Origin of the sequence: Streptomyces spiramyceticus, assembly GCF_028807635.1 — a bacterium.
Lineage (GTDB): Bacteria > Actinomycetota > Actinomycetes > Streptomycetales > Streptomycetaceae > Streptomyces > Streptomyces spiramyceticus.
This window is the reverse complement of sequence record NZ_JARBAX010000002.1, coordinates 1,881,638-1,907,027: the sequence shown is the minus strand read 5'-3', so window position 1 is coordinate 1,907,027 and position 25,390 is coordinate 1,881,638. Positions and strand designations below refer to the sequence as shown.

21 protein-coding genes are annotated in these 25,390 nt (G+C 68.7%); 10 read left to right on the top strand and 11 right to left on the bottom strand.

Going from position 1 to position 25,390, the window contains the following annotated elements; genetic code table 11:
• Positions 1-113 precede the first annotated feature (113 nt).
• The 7 genes from PXH83_RS32225 to PXH83_RS32195 all read left to right on the top strand — a co-directional run bounded on the left by PXH83_RS32225 (position 114) and on the right by PXH83_RS32195 (position 10,764).
• Positions 114-1,241 carry an AAA family ATPase gene (locus PXH83_RS32225; protein ID WP_274565129.1) on the top strand — a complete coding sequence of 376 codons (1,128 nt, stop codon included), beginning with the start codon at positions 114-116 and terminating at the stop codon, positions 1,239-1,241.
• Positions 1,242-1,938: 697 nt separating this feature from the next.
• The gene (locus PXH83_RS32220; protein WP_274565127.1) at positions 1,939-3,330 is read left to right on the top strand and encodes a Wadjet anti-phage system protein JetD domain-containing protein; all 1,392 of its coding nucleotides are present in this window, start codon (positions 1,939-1,941) and stop codon (positions 3,328-3,330) included.
• Complete coding sequence (locus PXH83_RS32215; RefSeq protein ID WP_274565126.1) at positions 3,323-4,609, top strand: hypothetical protein; 1,287 nt, start codon at positions 3,323-3,325, stop codon at positions 4,607-4,609. The genes PXH83_RS32220 and PXH83_RS32215 overlap by 8 nt, the downstream gene beginning before the upstream one ends.
• Complete coding sequence (locus tag PXH83_RS32210) at positions 4,606-5,892, top strand: hypothetical protein (RefSeq protein WP_274565125.1); 1,287 nt, start codon at positions 4,606-4,608, stop codon at positions 5,890-5,892. The genes PXH83_RS32215 and PXH83_RS32210 overlap by 4 nt, the downstream gene beginning before the upstream one ends.
• Positions 5,889-9,050, top strand: coding sequence for a hypothetical protein (locus PXH83_RS32205; protein ID WP_274565123.1), 3,162 nt, complete (start codon positions 5,889-5,891; stop codon positions 9,048-9,050). The genes PXH83_RS32210 and PXH83_RS32205 overlap by 4 nt, the downstream gene beginning before the upstream one ends.
• Before the next feature lie 344 nt (positions 9,051-9,394).
• Complete coding sequence (locus PXH83_RS32200; protein WP_274565121.1) at positions 9,395-10,369, top strand: DUF6602 domain-containing protein; 975 nt, start codon at positions 9,395-9,397, stop codon at positions 10,367-10,369.
• Between the two features lie 65 nt (positions 10,370-10,434).
• The gene (locus PXH83_RS32195) at positions 10,435-10,764 is read left to right on the top strand and encodes a hypothetical protein (protein ID WP_274565120.1); all 330 of its coding nucleotides are present in this window, start codon (positions 10,435-10,437) and stop codon (positions 10,762-10,764) included.
• A 656-nt stretch (positions 10,765-11,420) separates the two neighbouring features.
• Here PXH83_RS32195 and PXH83_RS32190 read toward each other — a convergent pair.
• The 4 genes from PXH83_RS32190 to PXH83_RS32175 form a co-directional block, all read right to left on the bottom strand.
• A complete protein-coding gene (locus PXH83_RS32190) occupies positions 11,421-12,080 on the bottom strand; it encodes a hypothetical protein (RefSeq protein ID WP_274565119.1) in 660 nt (219 codons plus the stop codon).
• The gene (locus tag PXH83_RS32185) at positions 12,071-12,472 is read right to left on the bottom strand and encodes a hypothetical protein (RefSeq protein ID WP_274565118.1); all 402 of its coding nucleotides are present in this window, start codon (positions 12,470-12,472) and stop codon (positions 12,071-12,073) included. The genes PXH83_RS32190 and PXH83_RS32185 overlap by 10 nt, the downstream gene beginning before the upstream one ends.
• A gap of 299 nt (positions 12,473-12,771) precedes the next feature.
• The gene (locus tag PXH83_RS32180) at positions 12,772-13,512 is read right to left on the bottom strand and encodes a hypothetical protein (RefSeq protein WP_274565117.1); all 741 of its coding nucleotides are present in this window, start codon (positions 13,510-13,512) and stop codon (positions 12,772-12,774) included.
• A 150-nt stretch (positions 13,513-13,662) separates the two neighbouring features.
• Positions 13,663-14,400, bottom strand: a complete 738-nt coding sequence (locus PXH83_RS32175) for a hypothetical protein (RefSeq protein ID WP_274565116.1) — start codon at positions 14,398-14,400, stop codon at positions 13,663-13,665.
• A gap of 485 nt (positions 14,401-14,885) precedes the next feature.
• Here PXH83_RS32175 and PXH83_RS32170 point away from each other — a divergent pair, with 485 nt between their 5' ends.
• Positions 14,886-16,868 (top strand): helicase associated domain-containing protein, encoded by a 1,983-nt coding sequence (locus PXH83_RS32170; protein ID WP_274565114.1) that lies wholly within the window; start codon positions 14,886-14,888, stop codon positions 16,866-16,868.
• Positions 16,869-16,983: 115 nt separating this feature from the next.
• On the opposite strand, the gene PXH83_RS32165 is transcribed toward PXH83_RS32170, so the two are convergent.
• From PXH83_RS32165 to PXH83_RS32140, 6 genes are all read right to left on the bottom strand, one after another.
• On the bottom strand, positions 16,984-17,553 hold the full coding sequence (locus PXH83_RS32165) for a hypothetical protein (protein ID WP_274565112.1): 570 nt from the start codon (positions 17,551-17,553) through the stop codon (positions 16,984-16,986).
• Between the two features lie 321 nt (positions 17,554-17,874).
• On the bottom strand, positions 17,875-18,072 hold the full coding sequence (locus PXH83_RS32160; protein ID WP_274565111.1) for a hypothetical protein: 198 nt from the start codon (positions 18,070-18,072) through the stop codon (positions 17,875-17,877).
• A gap of 84 nt (positions 18,073-18,156) precedes the next feature.
• Complete coding sequence (locus tag PXH83_RS32155; protein ID WP_274565108.1) at positions 18,157-18,486, bottom strand: hypothetical protein; 330 nt, start codon at positions 18,484-18,486, stop codon at positions 18,157-18,159.
• A gap of 210 nt (positions 18,487-18,696) precedes the next feature.
• A complete protein-coding gene (locus PXH83_RS32150; protein WP_274565106.1) occupies positions 18,697-18,942 on the bottom strand; it encodes a DUF6087 family protein in 246 nt (81 codons plus the stop codon).
• A gap of 5 nt (positions 18,943-18,947) precedes the next feature.
• The gene (locus tag PXH83_RS32145; protein WP_274565104.1) at positions 18,948-20,117 is read right to left on the bottom strand and encodes a protein-L-isoaspartate O-methyltransferase family protein; all 1,170 of its coding nucleotides are present in this window, start codon (positions 20,115-20,117) and stop codon (positions 18,948-18,950) included.
• Between the two features lie 636 nt (positions 20,118-20,753).
• The gene (locus PXH83_RS32140; protein ID WP_274565102.1) at positions 20,754-21,215 is read right to left on the bottom strand and encodes an ATP-binding protein; all 462 of its coding nucleotides are present in this window, start codon (positions 21,213-21,215) and stop codon (positions 20,754-20,756) included.
• A 231-nt stretch (positions 21,216-21,446) separates the two neighbouring features.
• Here PXH83_RS32140 and PXH83_RS32135 point away from each other — a divergent pair, with 231 nt between their 5' ends.
• Together PXH83_RS32135 and PXH83_RS32130 are read left to right on the top strand one after the other, a co-directional pair.
• Complete coding sequence (locus tag PXH83_RS32135) at positions 21,447-22,697, top strand: NsdA family TPR-like regulatory protein (RefSeq protein ID WP_274565101.1); 1,251 nt, start codon at positions 21,447-21,449, stop codon at positions 22,695-22,697.
• On the top strand, positions 22,682-23,221 hold the full coding sequence (locus PXH83_RS32130; RefSeq protein ID WP_420803281.1) for a GNAT family N-acetyltransferase: 540 nt from the start codon (positions 22,682-22,684) through the stop codon (positions 23,219-23,221). The genes PXH83_RS32135 and PXH83_RS32130 overlap by 16 nt, the downstream gene beginning before the upstream one ends.
• Positions 23,222-23,393: 172 nt before the next feature.
• On the opposite strand, the gene PXH83_RS32125 is transcribed toward PXH83_RS32130, so the two are convergent.
• Entirely contained in the window at positions 23,394-25,055 is a 1,662-nt protein-coding gene (locus PXH83_RS32125) for a hypothetical protein (protein WP_274565096.1), read from the bottom strand.
• Between the last annotated feature and the right edge of the window lie 335 nt (positions 25,056-25,390).

The following is a 25,390-nucleotide window of genomic DNA, read 5'->3' as shown; positions in this document are numbered from 1 at the left end:
CGCCCGGGACGGGGCCGTGAACCATGCAGCCGCAGGCCAGCCCCGGGGCGGACAGGTTTCCCGGCCCGGAGCCGGTCTGCCGGTGTGAGCCAGGACCGTGACGAGAGAGAAGCATGATGAAGGCATCCATCGAACTGCGTGACAAACGTGAAGCCCGCCTGCGTCAGCAGCTGAAGGACACCCCGATGCGGCCTCTGCCGCTGTTCCAGCTCACCGGCTGGACCCACTTCGTCGACGAGGAAGTGGAGCCGCCCGTACTGGCCGCGGGCAGCAGTCCCACTGAGGACAGGAAGACGGACGAACATGCCATCGCCTACCACCGGCATCTGCGGATGGTGCCCACCGACGCGATGACCCACATGCAGGAGATGGTCGTCGAGGCGGTCCACCGCAACAGCGGGCGCCGTGACGGGCTGATGGACCATGTCATCGACGGCCCCGCGGGCACCGGCAAGACCTGTCTGCTGCGGGCAATGGGACGCACCGCCCAGAGGGAGATCGAAGCCGCCATGGGCGGCAGGCGCCAGAACACGATCCCGGTGGTGCACATCACCACCCCCGCGGACCCTGAGCCGAGGGTGAACTGGCTCTGGGAGATCGGCTCCTACCTGGGTCTCAACCCCGAACCGAAGAGCCTCGTGGAAGTCCTGGAGATGCGCAAGCACCAGGACGTGACCCTGCCGGTCAACTATGTCCTGGAGACCGCGCAGACCCGTCTGCTGCTCATCGACGACATCGACCGCGCCTCGCCGCAGCACCTGGCGAATGTGCTGCCCTACTTCGAGTATCTGCGCGACAAGTTGGGCATCTCCATCGTCTTCTGCGGCACCGGCGCCAGCCACCGCCTGCACCAGGCTCGCATCCTGGCCGGAGAGCTGACCCGGGTCAGCGAGGAAAACCGGGTACGACTCCAACAGGCGGGACAGCCAGCCGAACCCGTCTCCCCCTCACCCACCGCGCTGCTGCCGGTGACCTGGCTGCACCCCCTGCCCCTGGGCACCAAGACCGAGGAACAGGAGATGTTCCGGCGCGTCCTGGCGAGCTTCGAGACAGACCTGAGCCTGTACCGGCTGGAGGAACACGCCCTGAGCAAACACGCCGTCACACTGCACCAGCGCACCGGCGGCTACTTCAAAGCCCTCACCTACGTCATCTCCACCGCCGCCGTCATCGCGATCCGCAGCGGCAGCGAGAACATCACCATGAAAGAGATCGACGCCGCAACAGCACAGCTCAGCTGAACCACTACCGCCCCCGGGCCGCTCGGCGAATACCGGCGGCAGGCCGGGGCGATGCGTTCGCATATACAGCGCTCACCAAGGCAGGCGCAGCACAGCACGTGCCCCTTTCTGTTCTTGTGCCGTAGGCCCCGAGCCGCTGGAAGGCACGGCTGGAACTGTCGCCCGGCACGCTGCAGTTGGGTGTCCCGATCGCCGTCTGGCCGACGCTGGCCACCAGGAGCACGTGGGCGCGGACTGCCTCCTCGACCCGGCACAGGCGCAGGCCTGGGCGACACTGCACGGACATCCGCTGGGTGTTCATGGCCAGTGACCTGTGACTGCGTTACGCCGCCGAGATCCTCAGCTGCGGTTGAGGGCGCTGCGTACACAGCGGACCGGTCATCCGTCCCGGGGACGTCAGAGTGCTGCGGGTTCCCTTCAACCAGTCGCCGGTGCGTGAACCGCTGGCCGGCCCCCACTGCTGACGGACGGTACCGTCAGTGGCCCGGCTGCCGTCACGCTTGCAGATGCCCAACTCTGCGGATCGGCCCACAGGCGGCAGACTGCCCTGCCCAACACGGCCCGGTGGACTGGTTGCCTGCCAGCTTGCGCCCGTACCAGGCGGCTCTCTCATCGTGAGATTCCCACCGATTCACGGCCGCCTTTGTGGCAATGTGCGTACGAAGCAAGACGCAGGCGAGGTCCGTGGGGGGGCTATGTGACTGGAACGACGGGCGCGGTGAACCTGCTGTTCAGCGAGGCTGAGGGGCGTGTCCCGGTGCCCGTGACCGGGGTCCCGGAGGGCACCCAGGCACTGTCCGTTCCGGTGCGGCGCGACGGCGCGAATCGCGCACCTCGCAATCGCCGCAGGCTCCTGGACATCACGGAAGCGGACCTGGTCGCCGTCGCGGCGCAGCCCGCCTACCGGCCGCCGCAGCACCTCGGTGCGCGCGATCTGATCTGGGTGCTGACCGTGGGGCGCCGGTCCTGGGCGACAGTGGTGGCCCGGTTCGGCGCCCAGTCGATGGACGTCGCCCTTGCGCTGGTGCGCTGCGGGGGCGTGGTGTTGCGCTGTGACGTCGACGACGACTTGGAAATCGTCGGGCCGCAGCGGTGGTACCTGTCGCATTCCTGGGCGCTACAGGCCGAGGAACTGCTGCAGGACCTGCGGGGGCAGCGCGACCCCGACGAGGTACGGGGGGAATTGCTCGCGCTGATGGAGGGCGTCGAGGAACTGGGGCGGGAGCGGGAACTGCTGATCCGGTGCCAGACCGGTTCTCCACTTCGTGTTCCCGCGGGCACGGCCACCGCGACCGAGGCCTGGTCGGCCTACGAAGCGGCGCTGCGGGCCGCCTCGTATTGGTGGCCCCGTCATCGGGCCGGGCAGCGGATGACAGCCAAGGCGTTGGCGGGCATGGCTTTGGGGGGTTCGAAGATGTGGAGGCCGGCGCGGCAGGCGGCCTTCGAGAACCTGGTCGCGATCAGCTTCGACCGCGCCCTGGACGAGGCCGACGTGGACATCCGTGTCCGGGGGCCGTTGAGCTGGCGGATCGGCCCGGTGGCGGCCGATGCCTCGGTGGCCAACCCCTGGGTGGCGCTGCCGGCCGGGGCACTTCGGCTGGTCGGTGAGGTGGAGTATGGAGCGCACGGGGTGTTCCTGGTGGAGAACTCCGACACGTTCGAGCGTGTGTGTGCGATGGCGGACATCACCTCCCAATGGCTGTGCATCTGGGGGCACGGTTACGTCGCGAACCAGTTGGTCTCGCTGCTGCAGTGGCTGCGCCCGGCTCGTCTGGCGATCTGGGGGGATCTGGACGCGGACGGGATCGCGATCGTCGATGACCTCTCGCGGCGGTTGGGGCGCAGCGTCCACGCGGTGGGCATGGACGTCGAGTTGTGGCGCGCTGGCCCCTACCGCCAGCAGAAGCCGGGGATGTACTCGAAGGCGAGGGCGCTGGCCGCGCGGATGGCGGCCGAGGGCCCGGTCGACTTGCGGGCCCTGGCGGCGGTGATCGCTGAGAGCGGGGAGTCTGTGGAGCAGGAGCCGCTGCACGAGAAGGTGCTGCCGGACCTGGCCGCGCTGTTGGGCCGGGTTCCGGCTGATGGCTGAGCAGATCACGTTCGGTGACGAGGGTGACGGGGCTGGTCTTGAAGCGGCTGTCCGGCTGGCCAACTGGCGTGCTTTCATGGCCCCGGTGGCCGAGGACGCCGGGGCGGTGGCCCGGCACCCGGAGGTGGCGAGGCTTGCGGTCGCGATCCTCAACGTGTTCGCGGAACATTCCGGGTCCCAGGGCCTGACCCGCGCTGAGGTCCTGGAAGCGCTGGTGGGCAACGCGCAGGGCTGGTCGCAGGACCTGGTCAGTCGGCGACTGGGCGTGCTGACCCAGTTGGGGTTCCTCGAGCCGTACATCCTCAAGTCGCACCATGACCGCTACGTGGTGCGCCCGGCCGGGCTGGCGGGGGCGCTGGCCGCGGAGCGGCTCGCCGAGCATGGCGGGGTGGACGAGTTGATCCTGCTGCTGGACCGGGCCAGGTCGGTGTTCGACCGCAGCCGTCCGGACCCGGACGCCGCACTGGACTACCTGGTGTCGTGCCGCAATGCCCTGCGCGTATTCGCCCTGGACTTGCAGCGCCAGGTCGCAATCGGGACACCGGCGGAGCTGATGCAGTCCCAGCGTCAGCACGACCACCAGGGTTTCACCCGCCAGGTCGCTGACCTGAACAAGCTCGTCACCGAACGGTTCCGCGGGCAATGGGCGCTGGAGGAGGCCGCCGCCGCGCTCATCGAGGCGGAACAGTTCTACCGCCAGCAGCTCATGGCGGCTGCCGACAAGGTCGTGGAGCAGGCTGGTGACAGCCTCAACTTCGATGTCCTGACGGTCGCCGAGTACACCGATGCCGCGTTCAAGGGTGACGTCGCGCTGCTGTCGCGGGTGGGTGGCGCGCTGGTCGCGGACATGCCCGCGGTGTGGATCGAGGCGTCGTCGCTTTTCGAGACGGTGGAGGGCTTCGCTCCTCGCTCGCGGGTGCGGGTGCGTCCGCCGCTGCCGGACGACGACAGCGACGGAGAGGGTGACGGTGCGCTGAGGCGGGCCGAGGAGGCGTACGAGCGGGCGCATGGGCGCCGCCGGCTGCTGGCCGACGAGTTGCTGGCCGGTGCGGAGGAGGCCGACCTGACCGCGGCCCTGTATGAGGCGGGCTGGCCGTCGGCTGCGGCGATCATCACCGATGTGCTGGCGCTGAGTGATGATCCGGCGGAGCCGTACACCGTGACGGTCCAGGACGGGCTGCTGGCCGACCCGCAGGCGAGCGTCACCTACCTGCACTCGCTTCGCCTGCGCCGCACACCGTCTCCGCCCCACCCCGCCTCCACGGGGCGGGACGTATGAGCAGCGCTGAGCCCGAGCAGGACGGTCGCGATCACGAGGTCGCCTTCCAGGCTGCGCTGCTGCTGGGGCGGTTGCGTGTGTGCCAGGTGGTGCCCGCTGCTGTTCCCGGGCCCGTGCTTGCGGCGGCGGCGGCCGCAGCGGCACGGGTTGGGCGCCGAATTGTGCGCATCACTGGTGGCCCACAGGCATCGGACGCCCTGGTCCTGGGTTGGGACGGCGAGTCGGCCCCGTCCCCGAACCCCTCGGTGCAGGCCTCGCGACTCGGTCTTCCTCCCATTCCCACCCTGGTGTGGGCGGTGTGCCTGCGGGCGGCGTGGCCCGAGCCCGAACGCGCGCCCTTCCCCGGTCTGCCGTTCCAGCGCACCCGGATTCTGGAGCTCTGCGTGGGGCTGGGCGCCGACCGCGAGTCCGTCGAGCGGGCCCTTGACCGAACGCTGCCCAGCGCAGGGCTGATCACCGCGAGCGCCAGCGAACTGCGGCTGGGACCTGCGGTCGCGGCGCTGCCCGGGACCACGGTGGGGGGTCTTCGCCGGGGGCACCACCTGCTGCCAGTCCTGGCCGAGGACGGATCCCCCGCCGGGCCGGGCCGGGCCCAGCCTGCCTCTGCCCACACGGTCCCGGTTGACGAGGACCATGTGCCCGACACGTTCGACCACCACGCGGTGCGTTCTGCGGTCGCCACATTGGAGACCTCGCGCCGCACCGTTCCTCGTGGCGACCTGCCCGCGCTGACGGACCCTGCGGTCCGCGCACTGGCCGAAGCAGCGCTGCTGCCGTGCGGGCGCCAGCTCATGCAGACCGCGGACGGCAACTGGACCACCGGCTACACCGACCCCGCCGCCGACGCACTGGTACAGGAGGGCACGGGCACGCTCACCGACACGGAACGGGCCGTGCTGGCCCTGGTCCTGCTTCGCACCGTGGCGATCCCTCGCGCACGGGGCCGGCACCGGCACAGCCGGTGGACCGGTGAACCGCACTCCGTCACCCTCCAGGAACTCGCCACCAACCGCGAAATACCCAAGGTCGCGATCAATGCCGCCCTGCGCGGCCTGCGGGCAGCGGGCCTGGTCGCCGAGACCACGACCGGTCGTTACATCCCCGGCCCGGCCCTGGAGCGCCTGCCCGAACACCGCAGCGCGCTGCTCTGGGAGGACCTGATCCTGGTCGGCCGCCCGGATGGGCACCTGGCTGCCGCCATCGTGCGCCGACGCGGCAGCACCCCTGCGCAGCCCCCAACGGGTGACCGCGTCCACGACAACGAGGAGACGGACCGCCCGTGAGCGACCAGAACAGCCCGACGGTCCGCGCAAAGCGCGGCGTGATCGGCACCCGGCAACTGATCGCCGTGCAGACGTTCGACATCGCCCGGCTGACCGCGCACCCGGTCGCCGTCATCCCCGGCACCTTCGTCGCGGTGACCGGGCGCGGGCCCAAGGACTCCAACGAGTCCGGCAAGACGAGCTTCCTTGCCGCCCTCGCACTGCTGCTCGGCGACCCCGAATGGCGCATGTCCGCGGGCGGGTCAATCCACGCACGCAAGCTGCTGTTCGAACCGGTCACCGCCGGGGCCTCCCCCGACCGGCACGGACCGGCCCATGTCGGCTACGTCGTGGGTGTCTTCGCTGAACCGCAGGACCCGCAAGCCACCGCCCACACCGTCTGGCTGCAGATATCCGCCAAACCGCAGCACATCGAGGTACGCCACCGGCATGGAGTCCACCTGCTCCTGGAGGGCGAGGACCGCGAGCGCCACGAGCGGGCCCCGGATTTCTTCCGCCGACTCGGCGGAAAGCCTCTGGGCCCCACCGAGTACGCCGAAGCCCTCTACGGCCGCGCCCCCAGACTGCTGGCCTACATCGCAACCCGCGGAGGCATACGGTCGCGCCCCTCGCTGCTCAAGCTCGACGCAGGCAACTTCAACCCCGCCCAGATCGGCGATGCACTGCTCTCCTTGACCGGCAGGGCCGCCATTTTGTCCAACGATGTCGCGGCACGTAAAGCCCTGGCACAAACCCAGGCGGACCTGGAGGAGAAGATCAAGCAGGGAAAGGCGTCCCATCGGGCGGAAGACGCGATCCTGCACTCCGTCGACGCCAGGACCCGCGCCAGGCGCGAGACAGCACGCGCATCCGACTTCCGCCGCTCCGCCCGAGCCCGGGCCCTGGTGGACGCACAGATCCGGGCCCAGCGCATCACCGCGCAACTCGCCGCCGTCGACCACGACCTGGTCATCCTGGCCCAGCAGCACGGGGAGGCGAAGACAGAACTGGAGCAGGCCCGCAACACCGGCCAACTGCGGAACGTCCTCGCGCAGGCGCTGCTGGACAAGACAGCCGCCGACCAGGCTCTGGCGGACGCGAACCGCGCGGAGGGCAAGCTGCGGGGCGACCTAGGCCGGGCCGAGGAAGACCACCGGCACGCCAGTGATCGCGCCGAAGGCTACGCCGGGCCCCCACCCGGCGAACTCGCCGCCCTGGTGAGCGACCACGAGGGCAAGCAGGTCGCGAAGCTCGCGGAACTCAGCGGGGCGACCAGCCGCGTCGAAGCCCTGGGGGAGGAACTCACCGAAGCCCGTGAGGGCAGGACCGGTGCGGCAGCCACCGTCCTGCGGACCCTGCTGTCGGAAAAGGTGGAAGCCGTCGGGCTGATGGCCGCCACCCGCGTCCACGCGCACGCACGTCTCAACTGGGAGGCCCGCCTCGCTCCCTGGAGAGACGCCGTGTGCATCGCACCCGGCGACCTGGAGCGCGCCGCTGAGGCGGTAGCGGCACATCCGGGGGCACTGCTCATCACCGGCCCGACCCCGCCTGCCCCGGCCGGCTTCGTGCCCCTGTCCGACACGCGATCGGTGCCCGACGGTATCCACAGCACCGACCCGCTCGCCGTGCCGTTCCTGCACGCGCTCGCCCACTCGACACGGGTGGACCGCCCTCCCCACGCGTCGCTGCCCGCATTGGGCGTCCACGTCATGGGCGGCTTCGAGCAGCCCATCGCCGGACAGGCGGACATATGCGCCCACCTGCAGCGCCAACTGCACGACGCCGAGAACCTGCGGAAGGACCTCGCCGGAGCGGCCGACCTGCACCGCCGGCGGATCATCGAGCTGAAGAGCGACATCGAGCGGGCCAACGCGTCCGGCCTCGCCAAGCGTCTGGTGCCTAAGATCCAGACGCTGGAACAAACACTCGCAGACCAGCTGAAGGCCCTTCCGGACCTGCAGAGCACCGCGGACGTCGCGTCGGCCGCCGCTCATCAGGCCAAGGTGGACTTCGATACGGCCCAGGGCCGCGCCGACGTGCTCGCCGCAGCCCTGGGCGGGCTGCGCAGAAAGATCGAGGGAGCCGAACGCAAACGCGACGCACTCCGGGAGATGGAATCCGGCCCGTCCGCCGAACAGGCGAGGACCGACTGGACCGGTTCCCCGGACGACGCACTGATCACGCTGAACTGGGCCGTGCTACCTGAACAGGACCCCGACGCCGACCCCGACGACCAGGCCGACACCCGCTCCGTCACCCAGCGCGATCCCGCGCATGAGGCCGAGCGCCGGACCAGCGCCGTCCTGGATACAGAGGGGCGAGTCCGGCTGGCCGCCGCGCTCACCGGGCTGGCCGCAGACAGCGCCGCAACCGGAGTTGCCACCCAGGAACTCGCGGACGCACTTCGCCACCACGAGGCGGGCACACCCGACCCCGCCGGACGGATCTTCCGCACCTCACTGCGCGCACTGGACACATGGCTTCAGGACAACGAGGCACGCGACGCAGGCGCCCGGGAACAGGTGGAGGCAAAGCGCAAGGAACGCGAGGAGGAACACACTTTCCTCCAAGGCGTGGTCGAGGAGTCCCGCTACGCCCTCACCGAGACCCAGGAGTCCATCCAGGAACGGGTCCAGAGCGCCCTGGACCGCATCAGCAGCACCCTCAACAGCCTGGATGCGAAAGACCGGGGCTACGGCGCGGACCTGCAATACGACATCACTGCACCAACCGCGGCCGAGGACCAGTGGGTCTGCCACGTCGTGCCCCGGTGGCGGCGCAACCCCAGCGGCCCGCTGCTGGACTACGACGCGCCCACCAACACCGCCCAGGAGAAGCTCTTCTCCATCCATCTCGTCCTCGCCGCCCTGCTCGCGGCACCCGACCCCCAAGGGCGCGTCTTGATCCTGGACGAACTGGGCGACTCACTCGGTGCCGAGCACCGGCGCGAAGTCATCGCCGCGCTGCGGGACGCCGCCCAGGATCACGGCATCACCGTCCTGGCCACCTGCCAGGACGGGCTGATGTCCGACGTGGGGCAGATGTGTGGACAGATCCTGCAGTTCCGCTACCAGTCCAAGTCCGACGCCCTCAACCGCCCCACCCTCATGTTCGGCTTCGACGCAAACCGGCAACGCGTCGCACTCACCCTCGAGGACCTCGTCCAAAGCCAGCACTGAGCCCCTACTCCACACAACGCCGCGCCCCCGTGGACCCAGCTGTCCAGGCGCCACAGGAAGCCTTCAAGCGACCTGATCAGCCAGGTGTCGGCTAGTCCGGCGATGTCCTCTGGGGCGCTGCCCACTGCGAAATCGCAGTCGGGGCCGAGGCCGTATGCGGAGCCCACCTGTCAGCCCTTTCAATTAGGGTTGGTGCCAGCCCGCGCCGATATGACGTGCGTGGGTCAGACCCGGCGCCCGGGGGATCCCCAGGGGCAGTACCGCCGGGCCGACTGTCTTGTGTGGGGGACGGCCGGAGCCACTTGAGGGCACCCGAGAGCCGAGATGACGTCAGGGGGCATTTCGTGGGCACTCACGACCTGGAAGACTTTTTCGAGCAGACCGCAGCCCGGCTGGCGACCGAGTATCAGCGCATCCGCAAGCGAAACGACGACCACGGCACGTCCGGTGACGAGGGCGAGGCTAACTGGGCTCGCATCGTGCTGGAACACTCGCTTCCCGAGGGCTATCACGTCGTGACCAAGGGGCGAATCCTCAGCGCCAAGCACCGTGGAGGGGACCCGCACGGCTCGCCCGAGATCAGTCCGCAGATCGACGTGTTGATCCTCTCGCCCTACTACCCGAAGTTCCTGGTGGACAGCGAGGTGAAGACCTACCTCGCCGACGGCGTGGTGGCGGCCTTCGAGTGCAAGAACACGCTGAAGGCCAAGCATCTAGCCGAGGCTGCACGCACTGCCGCCATCGTGCGGAGGATCACGGCGCCGAGGGGCGGGACACCTTATCGAGAGCTGTTCGGTACGCCTATCTACGGCGTCCTGGCGCACTCGCACGACTGGAAGGAGGAGGATTCCGACCCGCTTCGCAACGTGGAGAAGGCCCTGTACAAGGGCATCCAGGAGCTAGGTCACCCGCGGGAGATGCTGGACATGGTGTGCGTGGCGGACCTTGGCACCTGGTTGCCCGTGAAGATGCCGTGGGTCGCCCGTGGGATGCGGACAGGCGACTGGAGCAAGATCGAAGAACACATCCAGATTCCCGAGGCTTATGCGCTGACACACATGGTTCGGGAGAAGAGGGTGACGCCTCTGATGGCTTTCATGACGGGCCTCATGCGACGCCTGGCGTGGGAGGAGCCGCGACTGCTGCCGATCGCCAACTACTTTCATGAGGTGGCCCCACTCAGCGGCGACGGGCCGGGGAGGCTTTGGGGGGACGAGATCTACAGCGAGGACGTCCGGAGGGTAGTTACCGGACCCAGTTGGATCGCCGACGACAGGCACTGGCGTACCGGCGATGAGTGGGCACGGTTCATGATCTAGATGACTCATGATCTAGATGACCGAATCGGCCAATGACCTGCGCACGGGGCCAGTACGATACGCGGGTGAAGAAGTGCGCTAGGTGCGGCGACAATTTCAGCGCTGCGAACACGCGAGAGTCGCTCAACTTCGAGTATGAGGGCACCGGCTACGCCGAGACGTACAAAGGTGACGTGTGCATGGAGTGCGTGTACCGAGAGATCGACTACGGCCTCGACGGAGAGGTCTGGTTCGAGTGTGGCGACTGCGAAGGCACGAAGAAGGTTTCGGTCCCGGTCGGTGGGGACGAATCGGTCTGCACATTGGAGACGTGCCCCGGTTGCGGCGGCCTCGGCTTCTACGAAGGCACGACAGACGATCTTCCGTCTGACTCCAGGCGAGTGTTCGAATTCTGATCGGCAGACCCTCGTCAACCGATGACCTGCGCACGGGGGCGCACGGCCGGCGTCGGCTTGTTCGCCGTCGCCGTGGCCGCGGCGAAAACGCCGTCGGTGATGCGTCGAGGTCGGCGCCGGCGGCACGGAGCGCGATCGTGGGTGCGTCGAGGGTGGCGTGGGCGAGTCGTCGGCCCGACTCCGGTTCTGGTCCCAGCCGAACCCTGGCCTGAAGTTCCACGTCGAGATCTACGCGGAGTAGGACTCTGGCCGCGCGGTTCAGGAACCCGGGCCGCTTCTTCCGGATCAACTCGCCGCCATCTTCATCTGGTCAGCAAACTGATCCGAAAGAAATTGCCTAACGGGCTCGCAGACACCCATCGCGCGTTCGAGAGCCAGCAGCGGGCGCTGGATCTGCCCGCGCCGACCAGCACCATGACGCCCACCCTGCTGCACATCAACGCCGCCGCCCGCTCACACCATGACGGCGACAGTGAGCAGGTGTGCAGTCAGAGGTCTCCACCCTGACCGCGCTGCCGGACAGCCACCGCACCGGCCTAATCCGCCGCCCCGCCCTGGACCTGTACGAGGCGCCCCCCCAAGCACCACCACGGGCGCACCGTATGGGAGTTATGGGATGCCCTGGCCGTCCGGCTCCGTTCTCCGAACACGATCCGTTATCCCTGCGCCGGGCGGCCGACGGTCCACAGGTCGCCGGGGGCGCGAATGAACGCGCGGTGGGTGAGCATGTCGCGCTTCAACTGCGCGGCGGAGATCGTGTGGCCGCGTCGGGCGAGCGCGTCACGCAGTTCGCCGGGCGTCAGGGGCCGGCCACAGCGTGCGAGGTAGCGGGCGGCCAGCTGCTCGCTGGTCGGGTAGGCCGGGGGCTCTACCACCAGAAGCGAGTCATTGAGCGTCTGGTGCTCGGTCATCCCGGCTTCAGCCAATTCCAGCAACGGCATTGTCGCATCCCCCATCCGCGAGAGAGTCCGCCGCCAGTTGTCGCGGGTCAGGTAGCCGCGGTGGTAGCACCACCACAGCAGTCCGCCCACAGCGGCTGATGCGGCAAGCGGGTTGTGCGCGGCGAGGCCCGCCAGGCGGTGGGCGCCCGCGCCGAGCAGCCGGAGTGCTAGCTCGATGAGTACCAGCGCGTTCGCGGCGGTGGCCTCCAGGCCGGCCAGGCGCAGCACGCTCTGGGCGACGGGGATCCACTCAATGACGGCGAATCCGAAGCGCTCGAAGACACTGTCTTGGGAGACGATGACGCACGGTCCAAGGAACTCTGCGAGCGCCATCGTGGGTGCGTCGTCCGGGTCGCCCCGGTACTTCAGCGGCATCTCCCGACGACCCGCAGGATGTGACGGGTCCGCCAGGACAGGTGATCACGGATCTCCAGGTCGACCACCCGAAGGGCGGGCCAGATCTGCTGATCGAGTACGCGGCGTGCCTGACGCTCCGCCACCGTGAACTGGTCGGCCATCTTGGCCAGGTGTTCGTCGACTTCGCCAGGGACGTGCGCGGCGATATACGGGGTGGCGCGGCCGGTGCTGGCCAGCGCGGTGACCCGGTCCTGCCGGCGGCCGTGCTTGGCCAGAGAGCAGGCTTCGACCAGCAGCGCATTGGCGTCGAGGACAGGAAGCAGCGTCAGCCGGTCCAACACCATGGGGTTGAACGCCGATCCGGAAGGGACCAGCAACAGCGGTGCCAGATCGGCACGGTCAAGCGTCATGGACCAAGTGTCGTCACCGCCACTGACATACGGGCAGGATTTCCGGTCCGGCACCGGCCCGCTCCGGCGCTCCAGCTCGCAACCGCATACGGGAGTAGGCCTGGTCTGACCTCGAGGCCGTCCCAGCTCGCCGCCTGGCGGCCGCGCCGACTCGCACGCACAGAACAGCAGCCACCGTGCCCTCGACCACCGCAGGGGTGCATTACGGAAGTTGCGAGACATGACGTGCTGGCACTCTGGGAGTAGATTCTCCGCGCGATCTCGCTATCGCTGTATCTGGCGGCCGTGCGCCGCCGCGCCTACTGTGTCGTGCCAGGTGGTTGCAGGACCGGGTTCCAGGCGAACCAGTTCAGGTTCTCGGCGCCCAGTTCCCACGGCGACTCCAGCAGCAGTTTCCGGGTTGTCTCAAGGTCCGCGGTGACGGGAGCGGGAACGGGACCGATACGGGTCGTCAAGTCACCCCACTCGTGAAAAAACTCCTCGTCCTCGCCGCGCAGCCGTCGCATCGCCGCTTCCACGCAGGCCGGCCATTTCGGCATACCGTAATGGTCATCGCAGGTCCCGACCCGGGGAGCGCCGGCGAAGACGAGGAAGTCGTCCGGCGGCAGTCTCTTCTCGAAGTGCCTGAACATGTCGATACGCTGCTTCACCTGCTTCTTGATCTCTCCGAGGAATCCCCAGCCGAAGTCCGTCAGGGTCCCCTCGCATCCCGGCCAGACCATGTCCCGGTCCAGGACCAGATCCTCCAGCGCATAGAGACGGAACCGGTCATCGGAGCCCAGGACGTCGAATGCCTGCCGGGTGAGCCAGGTGTTACGGGCGAACATCGTCCCGTCGTGCAATGCCTTGCGCCGGCTGGTCGGCCGGGAGGCATGCGCATCCTCAATCGGGCCGTTGCGCCACACGGACAGAACAAGCCCGTGGGCCGCTGCCCACCGCAGGCCGTCCTCCGTTGCGAAAACGCCTAGTTCCTCAAGACGCTGCCGTGCCCAGTCCAGCGCATCCTGGATGTCCTCGTCCACCGGCTGCCTCTCCCCCATCGTTCCCCCCTCCCCCTCTGTCCTTCGTCTTCGCTACTCGTGTCATCCGCGGGATGCGGCGCTCGCAGGAAACGCCGGACCGTACGCGACCTCGCCGGCACGACCCGGTGCCGTCTGACTGCCCAGCCGTGGCGTCCGCCGGGGCCGCTTTCAGGCTGAAGCAGGCTGCTGGAAGGCCGTGCCGAGCGCGCGCAGTTGAGCGCGGCGGGCCTGCATGAGCTCCTCCGGTCGGCGCAGGGCGGTGTCCAGGAGCCATACCCCGTGGCGGAAGGGCTGGAAGCCGATGCTCTCCCACAGCGCGGCGATCTTCTTCTTCGCCTTGAGCCGATAGGCCTCGGTGACCTGCTCGCGGTCTTCGGGGTACTCGCCCATGCCGGGATAGACCGCTACCGCGCAACAGCCCCCGGACAGGCGGCGGATCGCCTCGACGGCCAGCGCCGGGCCCAGCCCGAAACCCCTCCACGCCTTGTCCAGGCTGACCCGGTCGAGGATCAGCAGATCGCCGACAGGATGTTGGACCGCCTTCTCGAACGCGGCGCTGTAGCCCGCGCGTCCGGAACGGCCAAGAACGGCGGAGACAATGACCTCGAGATCGCCGGATTCGGCGTCCGCCGCCTCCCACCGGTTTTCGCCGGTGTAGTCACGCAGCCTCCACAGGATGAGGTGGCCGATCTCGCTCCCTGCGGCCGGAGCGTCGCCGTCCCCTTCTTCCTCGTCTTCCCACTCCTCGTCGCCCGCCGTCCCGTAAGTGACCGCGACGTGCCAGGGTTCCAAGGTGTCCTCGTAGTCGTACGGCACTGCGGGATGTCCATGGCTGTAGTGGAGGTGAAGACGGGCGGGATCGCCCGGAAGTTCACAGACCGGCCGTTTGGGCATCGCTGATGTCATGGCGGAAAGACTAGAAGCGGGCACTGACATCCGACCGGGAAACGGCGACGAACGAGACTACAGACGCGGGTTGGCCCTGGCTGAGCACCTTGGCTGAGCACCTTCGCAGCCTGCCTCTTGATCGGGATCGATCCGGGCCATCGGTACCGAAGAACGACTTCCTCGTAGCAAGCCGACACAGCTCGGTCAGCTCTGCAGCGACCCGGAAGGCCACGCACTCGCCCTGCCTCCGCCACTCAGCCACGACCCGACAGTCCCCTGACCAGCACAGACCGATCACCTGAACCACACAGCGATAAGGGAATCCCGCATTGATCACTACATTCCGAGAAGATCACTGAACTTGCACTTCAGAGCCTTGCCAGCTTCCGAACCTCAACCGGAAACCCCAGCTCAGGCACACACCACGCCACAGCAAAGAATCCCGAAACGATCACTAGATCCCCAGGCCGGGCGCATCGCTCACGTAGTGATCACTAACGGATTTGTCAGATCTCGTGGTTGTTGATGAGGCGCACCGGACGTCGGGGAGTTTGGGGAAGGCTTGGGCGGCGATTCATCATCAGTCGGAGATTCCGGCGGCGCGGCGGTTGTATTTCACGGCGACGCCTCGGGTCTGGCGGGAGCGTCCGCCGAGCTCGGAGGTGCGGGAAGGGGTACGCGATCGGTTGCCGGCCGAGTTGGCGTGCTCGATGGATGACCCGGAGGTGTTCGGGCCGATCGTGTACGAGCTGGGTTTGGCGGACGCCATCAGCCTGGGGTTGCTGGCCCGGTATCAGATCCTCGTTGTGGAGGTGCGTGACCCGGTGGTGACGCCTGAGCGGCTGTCGGGGCCGGAGGCGCGGGAGGAGGAGGTTCGCGGTCTGCGGCTGGGTGCGCTGCAAGCGGCGTTGCTGCGGACGGCTGCCGAGCACGGGTTGCAGAAGATCATTACTTTTCATCACCGCACGGTGGAGGCGGAGGCTTTCTGTAAGGGGCTGGAGAAGAAAGCGAAGGAGTTGCACGCTTCCGACTCGGAGAAGTACCCGAAGTCGGTGTGGGCGGGGTGGCTGCGTGGTGAGCACGAATCGGACTACCGGGCAACGGTGTTGGGTCAATTCGGCGGTACGGCGCACCGTGCGGTTCTTTCTAACTGCCGGGTTATGGGTGAGGGCGTGGATTGTCCGGCGGTGGATGCGGTGGCGCTTTTGGATCCCAAGGGGTCGTCGGTGGATATTGTCCAGGCGATTGGGCGGGCGCTGCGTCAGAAGCCGAACGTGGGAAAGGTCGCTTCTTTGATCGTGCCTGTGTTTCTTGGGCCGGATGAGGTTCCGTCCGACATGGTTACCTCTGCGTCGTATCGGCCGCTGGTAAAGGTGTTGGAAGGTCTGCGGGCGCACGATGAACGCGCGGTGGAAATGCTTGCTATTCCGCAGGAGAACTCACCGGGTGAAATGGGTGAGTGGATTGGTCCGGAGCCGGAGGAGGGTGAGGAGGAGTCCCGGATGTTGCTGCGGTTCTCGTCTCCGCGTGATCCGGCCGCTGTCGCTGAGCTGGTCTCGCTGCGGGTGATCGACACTGAGCGGCAGGACTGGACGCGGGGGTACTGGGCGGCGCGGCTGTGGTCGTCGCGGGAGGGGCATCTGCGGGTGCCGTTGGGCGCGGAGTGGGAGGGGTATCCGCTGGGGCGGTGGGTGCGTCGGCAGCGGGCGGCGTACGCGTCGGGGCAGCTTGACGGGCGGCGGGTGGCGCGGCTTGAGCGGCTGGGGATGGTGTGGGACCCGGCGGAGGCGGAGTGGCAGGACAACCTCGCGGCGGCGCGGCTGTACATGGGCCGGTACGGGACGTTGGCGGCTCCGCGCGGCGCGGTGGTGGCTGAGCCGGGCGGTGAGGCTGCGCGGGCGCTGGAGGGGCCGTCAGGGGCCATAGGGCGGCCTGTCGGGCAGTGGCTGTCCAACTGCCGCCGTCCGGGCGCGTTGAGCCCGGAGCGGGCCGTGCAGCTCGCGGAGATCGACCCGGACTGGTGTCCGGACTGGCCGATCGACTGGCAGCGCCACTATGCGGGCGTGCGGGCGCTGGTGGTGGACGGCGGCGCGGCGGTCGATGAGATCACCCCGGGGGTGACCGTCCAGGGCGCGGACGTCGGGCGGTGGCTGGAGAGGCAGCGCGAGACGTGGGGCGAGCTGTCGCAGGCGCAGCAGGAGCGGCTGGGCACCCTCGGCGTCACAGCCCCCGAGCCCGTCGCGGCGGCCGGACCGAAGGCCGGCGGCCGGGCGGCGGCGTGGGAACGCGGCCTCGCGGCGGCGCGCGCCTACCTCACCCGCGAGGGCACGCTGACGGGCGTCTCCCGGGCGCATGTCGAACGGATCGTGCATGACGACCAGGAGCACGAGGTGAAGCTGGGGGTGTGGCTGGCGAACCAGCGCAGCCGCCGCGCCAAGCTCCCCGCCGACCGCGTCGCCGTGCTGACAGAACTGGGAGCGATCTGACGATGAGGCACGGGCGGCTGCGTCGCTTCGGCTAGCTGTGTAGCCGTGGCGGAAGATCGGCAAAGGGGGTGGGCACCGGTTTGGTGCCCACCCCCTTTTCGCGCTTCCGTTCAGGTCAGTTGATGCTGTATTCGCCGGTGAACGCGGCCTCCTTCACGCCGCCGAACGGGGCGCCGATGGTGCACTTGCCCACGCCACCGAACAGGCTCGTCGAGAACGTGCCGCTGAAGCCGTGGCCCTTGAACAGGCCCTCGGTCACGTAGCCGGACACCGTCGCGTCGTTGAGGACGGTGCGGTCGATCGTCAGGTTGACGACGCTGCGCAGCCTGTAGCCGTCTGTGGTGGTCCACTCGATCGTTCCCGTGCCGCTGCCCGTGCCGCCGCCGGACAGGCACGAGAGGGTGACACCGTCGAAGTCGGCCGTGATCCGCGCGCTACCGATGCTGGCCTGGGTGTTGTCGTTGCAGTGGCCGTCCTGGCCCTGGTAGGAGACATGCTGCGGGCGCGGCCACAGCTGCACGCCGGGGCTGAAGTGGGTCGTACCGGAGGCTGAGCACGAGACGCTCACATTCGGCGCGGCACTCACGCTCGCCGGTGCGACGAGGGACGCGCCGACGGACAGCGCGGCGCACGCAGCAGCGGCAACAGCAAGACGACGCGTACGGGAACGGGCAGCACGGAGCATGGTGTTCCTTTCGCCAAGAGGACGGTTCGGCCACGCGGCCGACCGCGAACACACCCAGACTCCCGGCTACGTACAGCAACACCAATACTACTATCAGTAGTGAAGAGGGCTAATCGGTGCACATGCCAACGGCACCCACTCCCCCGGCTGATACGTACGCCAACTTGGCACTCCCGCACGCCCCTTGCCCCAGGTGTCACGATCGGTAGCAGCCCCAGAGCCGGACAGGCCAACACACGGCTGGACCCAGAAGACTGAGGGCAGAGGCGTACCGCTGAGCTACAGGGCGTCGACGGGGCCGCTGCGGGGGGAGCGAGCTGGTCACGGGCCAGAAAGCAGGAAGATCACTTCAACGCGGCCCGGGTCGTCGCCCTCGGGTGAATGGACCCGGTACAGGATGGTGATGCGGTCGCCGGTGTCCTTGGCCGCCTCCGTGTCGATCCTGCGCAGCTCGGCGCCCGTGATCGGCTCGGTGGAGCTGGTGGGGTCGCGCGGCTCGACGGTGAGTCTGTCGAGCACGTCATGTCACCGCGCGCCGTCCGCCTGGGCTGAGGTGGGCCACTTCTTCGTAGAGCCGTGTCGGCACCTCGACGGTCCATCGGGTCACCGGTCGGTTTCCCGGCTCTCTACGTAGGCGTACAGGTCCGCCACGGGCGCGGTGACCGTCTCGCCCGCGAGTGAGGCAGCAATGGCCGCCTGGACCTCGGGCCGGGTGCGGAGCGCGAGCAGACGGCGGGCGTCGGAGATCACGGCGGCCTGCGCCGGCCCGAACCTGGCCGCGTCCAGCCTCGCGTTGAACGCGACCACTTCGGCCGGACCGAGCAACGCGAGTTCGGCCCGCAGCTCGGCAAGCGTCTGGGGCCCTTCCCACTCCTCGACCCGGTGAGGGTCCGCGTACGCCCGCGCGGGCGGCTCGTGCGGCATCGCGCGCATGCTGGTGACCTCCGTAGCCTCTCGACTCTTCAGCGTACGCGGGGGCTGACCGGTGGGGCAGTGACATGGAAAACCGCAGACCGCGGGTATGCGACAGCGCCCCGGCCGGGGGTCCACGGGGCCGGAGCGCCGTTCTGACCACCCTCACCGGACACGACGACGGCGCCCCGCCCCCGGATCGGGGACGGGGCGCCGTGGTGTGCGGGCCGGTCAGGTGCCATCGGCCAGGAACACGGCAGCCTCGTGGGCGTTCTCCGCGACGCCGACCGTCGTCCAACCGTCCTGGCCCAGCTCCAGCAGCACCCGAGGAGCGTCCGGCGCGACATGCGCCGCGCGGTGCGGGCCAGACACGAGCGGCACCGCGCGCCGCGTACCAGTGATCTGCCGGTCCGACTCCCGCTGAGCGTCCCGCCGGGCCACCCACGCGGCAAGCGTTTCATCATCAGGCACGGCCATCAGGTTCACCTCCTCCACGGTGCTGTGCGGTCCGGGTCGTCCAGCCAAGGCATAACACTCCGCGGGGTGATCGTGAGGCCGAACCGGTCGACGCCCGGCCGGTCTTCCCTCACCCACCAGCCGTAAGCATCCTCCACCTCGTCCCACAGACGGCGCGGGCCGTGCTGGTACACCTCACCGGGCCCGGGACCGCCCGGCCACGCCACAGCCGCCCAGGAGGCGTCACAGAGGCTGTAGAACCACGCCGCCCGCGTGCCATCGGGCTGAACGTAGGCGTTGTGCACCACATCGGGCACCCCCAGACCGATGACGAACGCGGCGTCAGCCAGCTCATCCGGATCGGGCAGCACGGAGCGGCTGTGCACGGCTACCGTCGGCCAGTCCTCGGGCACACGCTCGCCATGGTCGACAGTGACTCGCTGGGCTCGGGCCTTCATGAACTCCACGCCCATGATGAACGGGCCCGACGCAGTGCCGTCCTCGCCGACGGCCAAGCGGACGACAGCGTCACGGTTGCTGTAGTGCGTTCCCCACGGGGCGACGATCAGCCCTCCGCGCCGGGTCTGTCTGAGCCACGCGCCGGGGATGGTGCGTACACCGAAGGTGCACAGCAGCCGGTCATACGGGTGATCGTTCGGGTGACCGGCCAGCGCGTCGCCTACGACCGCATCGGCATGCAAGCCGAGGGCGCGCAGGCGCCCTGCGGCGGCACGGGACACCCCCGGGTCGACCTCGGCCGTTGTCACGTATCCGGGTCCTGCCCGGTGGGCGAGGAGGGCCGCGGTCTCACCGGTCCCGGTGCCCGCGTCCAACACCCTCATCCCGTGGTCGATGTCCAGTTCCCGCAGCATCGAGAACACCACCGACGGCATAGATGCAGACGACGTCGCCACCCGCCCAGGCTCCTCGCCCGCATGCGCGCCGTCGTCCCACTGGGTGACGATCGGCGTATCGGTGTCGGCGTACCCGTGCCACGCATCCGGGTCACGCTCACGGTGGACCGGGACAGCGGTTCCTGCTCCCATGTCGAACGGCCACATCAACTCGGGCAGGAACAAAGCGCGGTCAACGCCCGCGAACGCCGGCGACCAGTCCGAGGACATCGCGCCGGCAGCAATGAGGCAGCGCCCCAGCTCATTTCGGCTGAGGCGCTCCTGACGTACAGGGCTATTCATCGCGCTACTTGCCGCGCGTCCCGCCACCGGGCGGGGTTGATCCGTCGGGTGACGGCGGCGGAGGGGGCGGAGGAACGCTGATCGGCGCGCCTTGGGTCCGTCGTGCTTTCCCATGGTGGTGCTCCCTTCGTGTGCTGCGGGGGCGAACCCCGCACCGTACCCGCCGGGGAGTCCGGCGGGGGCTTTTGGTGGTGTCCCGGGGATGATCAGCCCGGGACACCCGGGGCTCGCGCGGCCGGTTTTGCCTGGCCGTTTACCGCGCGGTCCCCTTCCGCCTCCCTCGGGGGTGGGACGCGGAGCTGTGCGCCGCCTGGTGCGGCCGGGGGGCGTGGGAGGCCCCGCCGCACTAGGCGGAGTTGGAACCGGCAGCCGGGCGGAGGAGGGGAGCCTCGTGCCCCGTCCGGCCGCCGGAGATCAGGGGGGCGGCGCGGGCCCCGCAGCGGCAGACGTGCCCAGGGGTCGCGTGCGGCGCCGTGATCGCCTGGGAGTCAAGATCCGCTGAGGCCGGAGCCGGGGCACTTCGGGCCTCCACGGCACCGCTGACGATCACGGTGGGGGGCGCTACGCCGAGGAGAGCGAGGGTGGTGATGGGGCGCCAGATGGATAACCGGATGCCGCCGGTGGCGTGACGGCCGCTCACGGCGTGGCCTCCAGTACAGCCCACACCCTTTTACCCCAGAACTTCTGGCGATCACCGAGCCGGTCAAAGCCCCAGGAGTGCGCCAGGGATTCGACGAGTACCAGGCCCCGGCCGTGCTCTTCGTCCTCGTCTTCCGGGGCGCGCATCTCCGGCAGCCGGTACGCGGCCCGATCCACGAGCGCGACGTACACGCGGTCATCTGCCGGGCGCTCGAAGATCAGCCGCACCATGGGTCCCGAACCATGGCGGACCGCGTTCGCCATCAGCTCCGACACGATCACCACTGCGGCGGCCGTCGCCTCGTCCGGAATGGCCCAGCACTCCATGGTGGTCTGCGTGGCCATGCGCGCGACGGACGCCGACTCCTCCCGGCGCTCCAGCACGGTGGTGTAGCCGGGATGCCCACACGGGCGCGGGGTGAGGGTGGGGGGTGCTGGTCGTACTGCGGTCGTCGTCATCGCCGTATCCCCGCCGTTCGTGGTCGGTGGGGTCCGTCTCCCTCGGGGGACGGGGGGGGGACGGACCCAGGCGCCGCATGCGAACCGGCGGCGTTCCATCAGTCCAACGGCAAGAGAGGGTCAAGGCGAAGGAAAAACGGGCCGGTTGGCGGTCGGCAGCCAGCGGAAATTTCCGGTCGGGTTCGAGTCAACGGGTTACACGCTCCATGATCAGGTCGCTACGGTCAGTGAGTGACCGGAAATTTCCGCCTCAAGGCCAAGATGGATGAAACCGGCTTTTCACAGGGGGAGTTGGCGAAGGCAGTCAACGACGCATTGGAGGACGCGGGCGAGCGGCCGACGGTCGGGGACCGCACCGTACGCACGTGGCTGACCGGAAAAACTGCCTGGCCTCACCGCGCGAAGCGGGAGGCACTGGAGGCAGTATTCGGGTGCACCGCCGAAGCCCTCGGTTTCATCCCTCCGCCCTCACCCGAACCACCCCCGGAGGACCCCGACGTGATCCGCCGTCGATTCGTCACCGCGGCCGGTGGCACCGTCGCCGCCGTCGCCCTGCCCACCAGCACCCGACCTCAAAGCGTCGGCACCTCCGACGTGATCCGCCTCCGCAACGGCATCGACACCCTCACCGCCCTCGATGACCGGCGCGGCGGACACGCCGCGCTAGAACGCGCCGCACTCGCCGGCGCAGCCGAGGTCACCGGTATGCAGGACCGCGCCACCTCCCAGCGCATCCGGCAACGCCTGTTCGCCATCGCCGCCGACTACACGGCCACTGCGGCATGGTCGTGTATCGACGCCCGGCAGCTCGACCGCGCCAGCGGTCACCTGGACCGCGCGCTCTCCCTCGCCGGACTCGCCCAGGACCCGTCACAGACGGTTCAGGTGTGGAACCTGCGGGCGCTTCTGGCCCGGCAGCGCGAGGAGTACGGCGAAGCCGTCGCCGCCGCGCAGGCGGCACAGGCCGTCTCGATCTGCCGCCGAGACCCGCTGTATGCCTCCCTCGCGCACGCCCGGACCGCTATCGGATACGCGAACGTCGGCGATCACCGGGCGGCGCTGCGATCCCTCGGATACGCCGGGGACATGCTGGCCAAGGCCGAAGACCGGCCCCGACCAAGCTGGATCGACTTCTACGGGCCCGCAGAGCTGCATTCCCTCACTGCCATCGCCCATGACCACCTCGGAGCCCCAGCAGAAGCCGAAGCCGCCTCATACCGCGCCCTGTCCACGCTCCCCACTTCGTACCGGCGAAACCGCGCGCTGACCACCGCACGCCTCGCCATCGCACAGGTCCACCAAGGCGAGCCAGAGCAGGGATGCCAGACGACCGAGGAAGTATTCAGGCTGATGGACGGTGCACCCCTCCCCGGCCGCATGCGCTCCCTTCTCGGGGACTTTCACCGCGACCTCCTCACCCTGACGCCAGGCATGGCACGAGAGTGGGGCGACCGCTACCGCACTGAATGGAGCATCGCGTGACCCCTCAGACGATCGACCTGCGGCACTACGGACACGAGGATCTGCCCGAGATCCGGCAGACCCTTTTGGATGTCCACGCCGACGCATACGCGGACGAGATGGACGACCCGTTCACGCAGCGGTTTCCATGGTTCGTCGACCACTGGGGCGGCAACCCCGGTTTCGCGTGTGTCATCGGCTACGCAGGCACAGAGCCGGTCGGTTTCGCGTACGGGGCCGCAGCCGATCCCGGACGCGAGTGGTGGCGTGACTGCCCGATCGAAGAGCCGGAGCAGTCACGTACGTTCTCGTTCAGTGAGCTGATGGTGCGGTCGAAGTGGCGTAAGACCGGCACCGCCGAGCGGCTGCATGCCGCACTGATCGACGACCGGCCCGAGGCCCTGACCGTGCTCCTCGTCGACCCCGACCACCCCAAAGTGCAAGCCCTCTACGAGACGTGGGGATACCGCCACATCGGGCACCGCCAGCCCTTCCCAGACTCTCCCCGCTACGCGGTCATGCTCCGCGACCTACGCGCCGCGTAGCCGACACCACCACGGCGGCCTGCTCCCCTCACCGGGAGCGGGCCGTTCGCCGTCTCGGCGGTCATTCGGCCATCGCGAACGCACCCCAGCGCGATGTCCTCTGTCTTGGCCTTGACGCGCTGACGGCCCCGTGCCCCCTAGTGGGGTACGGGGCCGTCAGCGGATGGGTATGTCAGAGATCGGAGGGCAGTTGCTTGCCAGTCTCGGCGTCGAACGCGGTACCGGTCGGGGAAAGGCGCACTGTCCGGAAAGGGGCCCGGGAGCCTTCCTTCCAGCTCTTCCCGCCGACTGCTATCCGGACCGTTACGTCAGCGAGAGGGTCCTTGACGGGCACTTTGATCTCAGGAGTCTGGGGATACCAACCGTCTTCCCGCTGACTGCTGGCGTTCTTCCCGGAGGCGTCGATCCGCAGATACTTGGCGTCCTCATCGAAATACGACCTCAGTTCCACGATCACGTGGCTCTTGTCCCTGGTCCAGCGGGCCACCACATCGGCGTCAACACCATCGATGTCGAGTGCTGCTCCCGACCTTCCCTTGTACGCGGCGGCTTTAGTCTGGCGCTCCTTGCGCTCCTCGTCGTGCTGATCGTCCTCTGCGCTCTGCCATACACCTCCAACGGCGATGGTCAGGGCCGCGATCGCGGCGACGTAGGGCCAGGTACGGCGGCGTGGTCGACTGGGCTGTTCGTCGTCAGGATTTGTTGCGGGTGCGGGCGGATTGGCCCCGCCGTGCCATGCCGGTGGCGTGCTGGCGTCGGCCTCGTCGGTCCACCAGTCGACCTCTTTACCCATGCGGGTGACGGTAGCGCGTAGATGTGTTGCCGTGTCAGGGCTTCCGCACAGGTCCGCGACCTTGGCCCCGGTAGACAGCCACGACAGGGCCTGATCGGAGTGGATGCCGTGGGTGGTGATGTCCTGGCGCTCGCCGATAGCGGCGAGTTCGGCGGCTTCGCCGCACCGGCCCTGCTTGGCTGCCTCGATGACGTCGTGGTGCCGGGTGTCGATGACATTGGGAGGCATCTCCCAGTCACAGTCAGCATCTTGATCGTTGGTGTCCTGCTCGACGGGTGCCGGCAGTTCCTCGCGCTGGGCGTCGCGGCTGCTGTCCTCCTCGGTCTCCGTTGCCTTCGTCAACGCCTTCGCGGGTTCCTGGTCGACGGCCAGGGCCTGCTGCGCCTTGCGGCGCCGCGAAGAGGTGTCCGTGAGTCGTGCTTCTTCGTCGCTGAGGACGGTTTCGACGATGTCGATGTAGTGGGGGCCGACCTTCCACACAGCCTGTCCCGGGGCAAGGTTCGGGATTTCCGCAACAGCCCAGGCGGGCAGGCCGAGCAGTGCGCCGACGTTGGCCGCTTCGTCCGGGCCCAGGCGTCCGACGTGGGCGACCTCGCACAAGCGCGCCAGGTCCTGCGCCCTACCGTTACCAAGGTCGGACAGCGTGTGCATCAGCACGTCCAGGGACAGTCCCAGCTTGCGGGAGTTCTTCAAAAGCCGCTGGATCAGTTCGGCCGTGGCGGGGGCGAGCAGGATCTGCCACGCCTCTTCGAGCACCAGGTGCCGGTGCACAGCGGTCGACTGGGGCAGCCACACGTGTTCCGCCCAGCACGAGACCGCGGCCATCAGCGAGGGGATCGCGGGCGAATTGCGGTCCAGGCGGGAGAAGTCGAAGGTGATGATCGGCAGGTCCGTCTCCGGCAGGGCCGCGTCCGGGCCATCGAACAGGCCGCGCAGTGAGCCCTCGGTGTAGCGGGACAGGGCGATCGCCGCTCCTTCGCCCCATTCAGCCAGTTTCGCGGCCGGCCACCTGCCGTTCTGCGGGCTGACCAGGGCGTCCACCAGGCCGTTCAGGTTCGTCGCCTTGGGGTGGTTGAGGGCGTGCTGGAGTGCGTGGGTGGCCTGGTGGTCGAGTGCGCCGGGTTCGACGGCGGTGATCAGCGAGCGGATGAGCTGCTCGCGGACCTCGGGCGGGAACAGGCCGCTGCACGGGTTGAGGATGAAGGAGCTTGCGTCGATGACCCTGCCTCGCAGGGAGCGGGTGACAGGAGCCCACTCGCCGGCCTTGTCGTCTTCTCCGAAGGAGTCGATGACGACGGCCTGGTGGCCGTGTGGACGATTTCGCGGTGCGTCCGCACTTTGTCCGTCGTGGACTTGCCGGAGCCGAGTCCGCCCAG

What these genes read in the sequence shown, in the direction of transcription:
- PXH83_RS32210 (WP_274565125.1), top strand. Translation starts at nt 4,606, where the DNA reads ATGAGCAGCGCTGAGCCCGAGCAGGACGGTCGCGATCACGAGGTCGCC.
- PXH83_RS32165 (WP_274565112.1), bottom strand. Translation starts at nt 17,553, where the DNA reads ATGCTCCGTGCTGCCCGTTCCCGTACGCGTCGTCTTGCTGTTGCCGCT.
- PXH83_RS32185 (WP_274565118.1), bottom strand. Translation starts at nt 12,472, where the DNA reads ATGACGCTTGACCGTGCCGATCTGGCACCGCTGTTGCTGGTCCCTTCC.
- PXH83_RS32130 (WP_420803281.1), top strand. Translation starts at nt 22,682, where the DNA reads ATGGAGCATCGCGTGACCCCTCAGACGATCGACCTGCGGCACTACGGA.
- PXH83_RS32225 (WP_274565129.1), top strand. Translation starts at nt 114, where the DNA reads ATGATGAAGGCATCCATCGAACTGCGTGACAAACGTGAAGCCCGCCTG.
- PXH83_RS32155 (WP_274565108.1), bottom strand. Translation starts at nt 18,486, where the DNA reads ATGCGCGCGATGCCGCACGAGCCGCCCGCGCGGGCGTACGCGGACCCT.
- PXH83_RS32145 (WP_274565104.1), bottom strand. Translation starts at nt 20,117, where the DNA reads ATGAATAGCCCTGTACGTCAGGAGCGCCTCAGCCGAAATGAGCTGGGG.
- PXH83_RS32190 (WP_274565119.1), bottom strand. Translation starts at nt 12,080, where the DNA reads ATGCCGCTGAAGTACCGGGGCGACCCGGACGACGCACCCACGATGGCG.
- PXH83_RS32180 (WP_274565117.1), bottom strand. Translation starts at nt 13,512, where the DNA reads ATGGGGGAGAGGCAGCCGGTGGACGAGGACATCCAGGATGCGCTGGAC.
- PXH83_RS32175 (WP_274565116.1), bottom strand. Translation starts at nt 14,400, where the DNA reads ATGACATCAGCGATGCCCAAACGGCCGGTCTGTGAACTTCCGGGCGAT.
- PXH83_RS32140 (WP_274565102.1), bottom strand. Translation starts at nt 21,215, where the DNA reads ATGACGACGACCGCAGTACGACCAGCACCCCCCACCCTCACCCCGCGC.
- PXH83_RS32215 (WP_274565126.1), top strand. Translation starts at nt 3,323, where the DNA reads ATGGCTGAGCAGATCACGTTCGGTGACGAGGGTGACGGGGCTGGTCTT.
- PXH83_RS32150 (WP_274565106.1), bottom strand. Translation starts at nt 18,942, where the DNA reads ATGGCCGTGCCTGATGATGAAACGCTTGCCGCGTGGGTGGCCCGGCGG.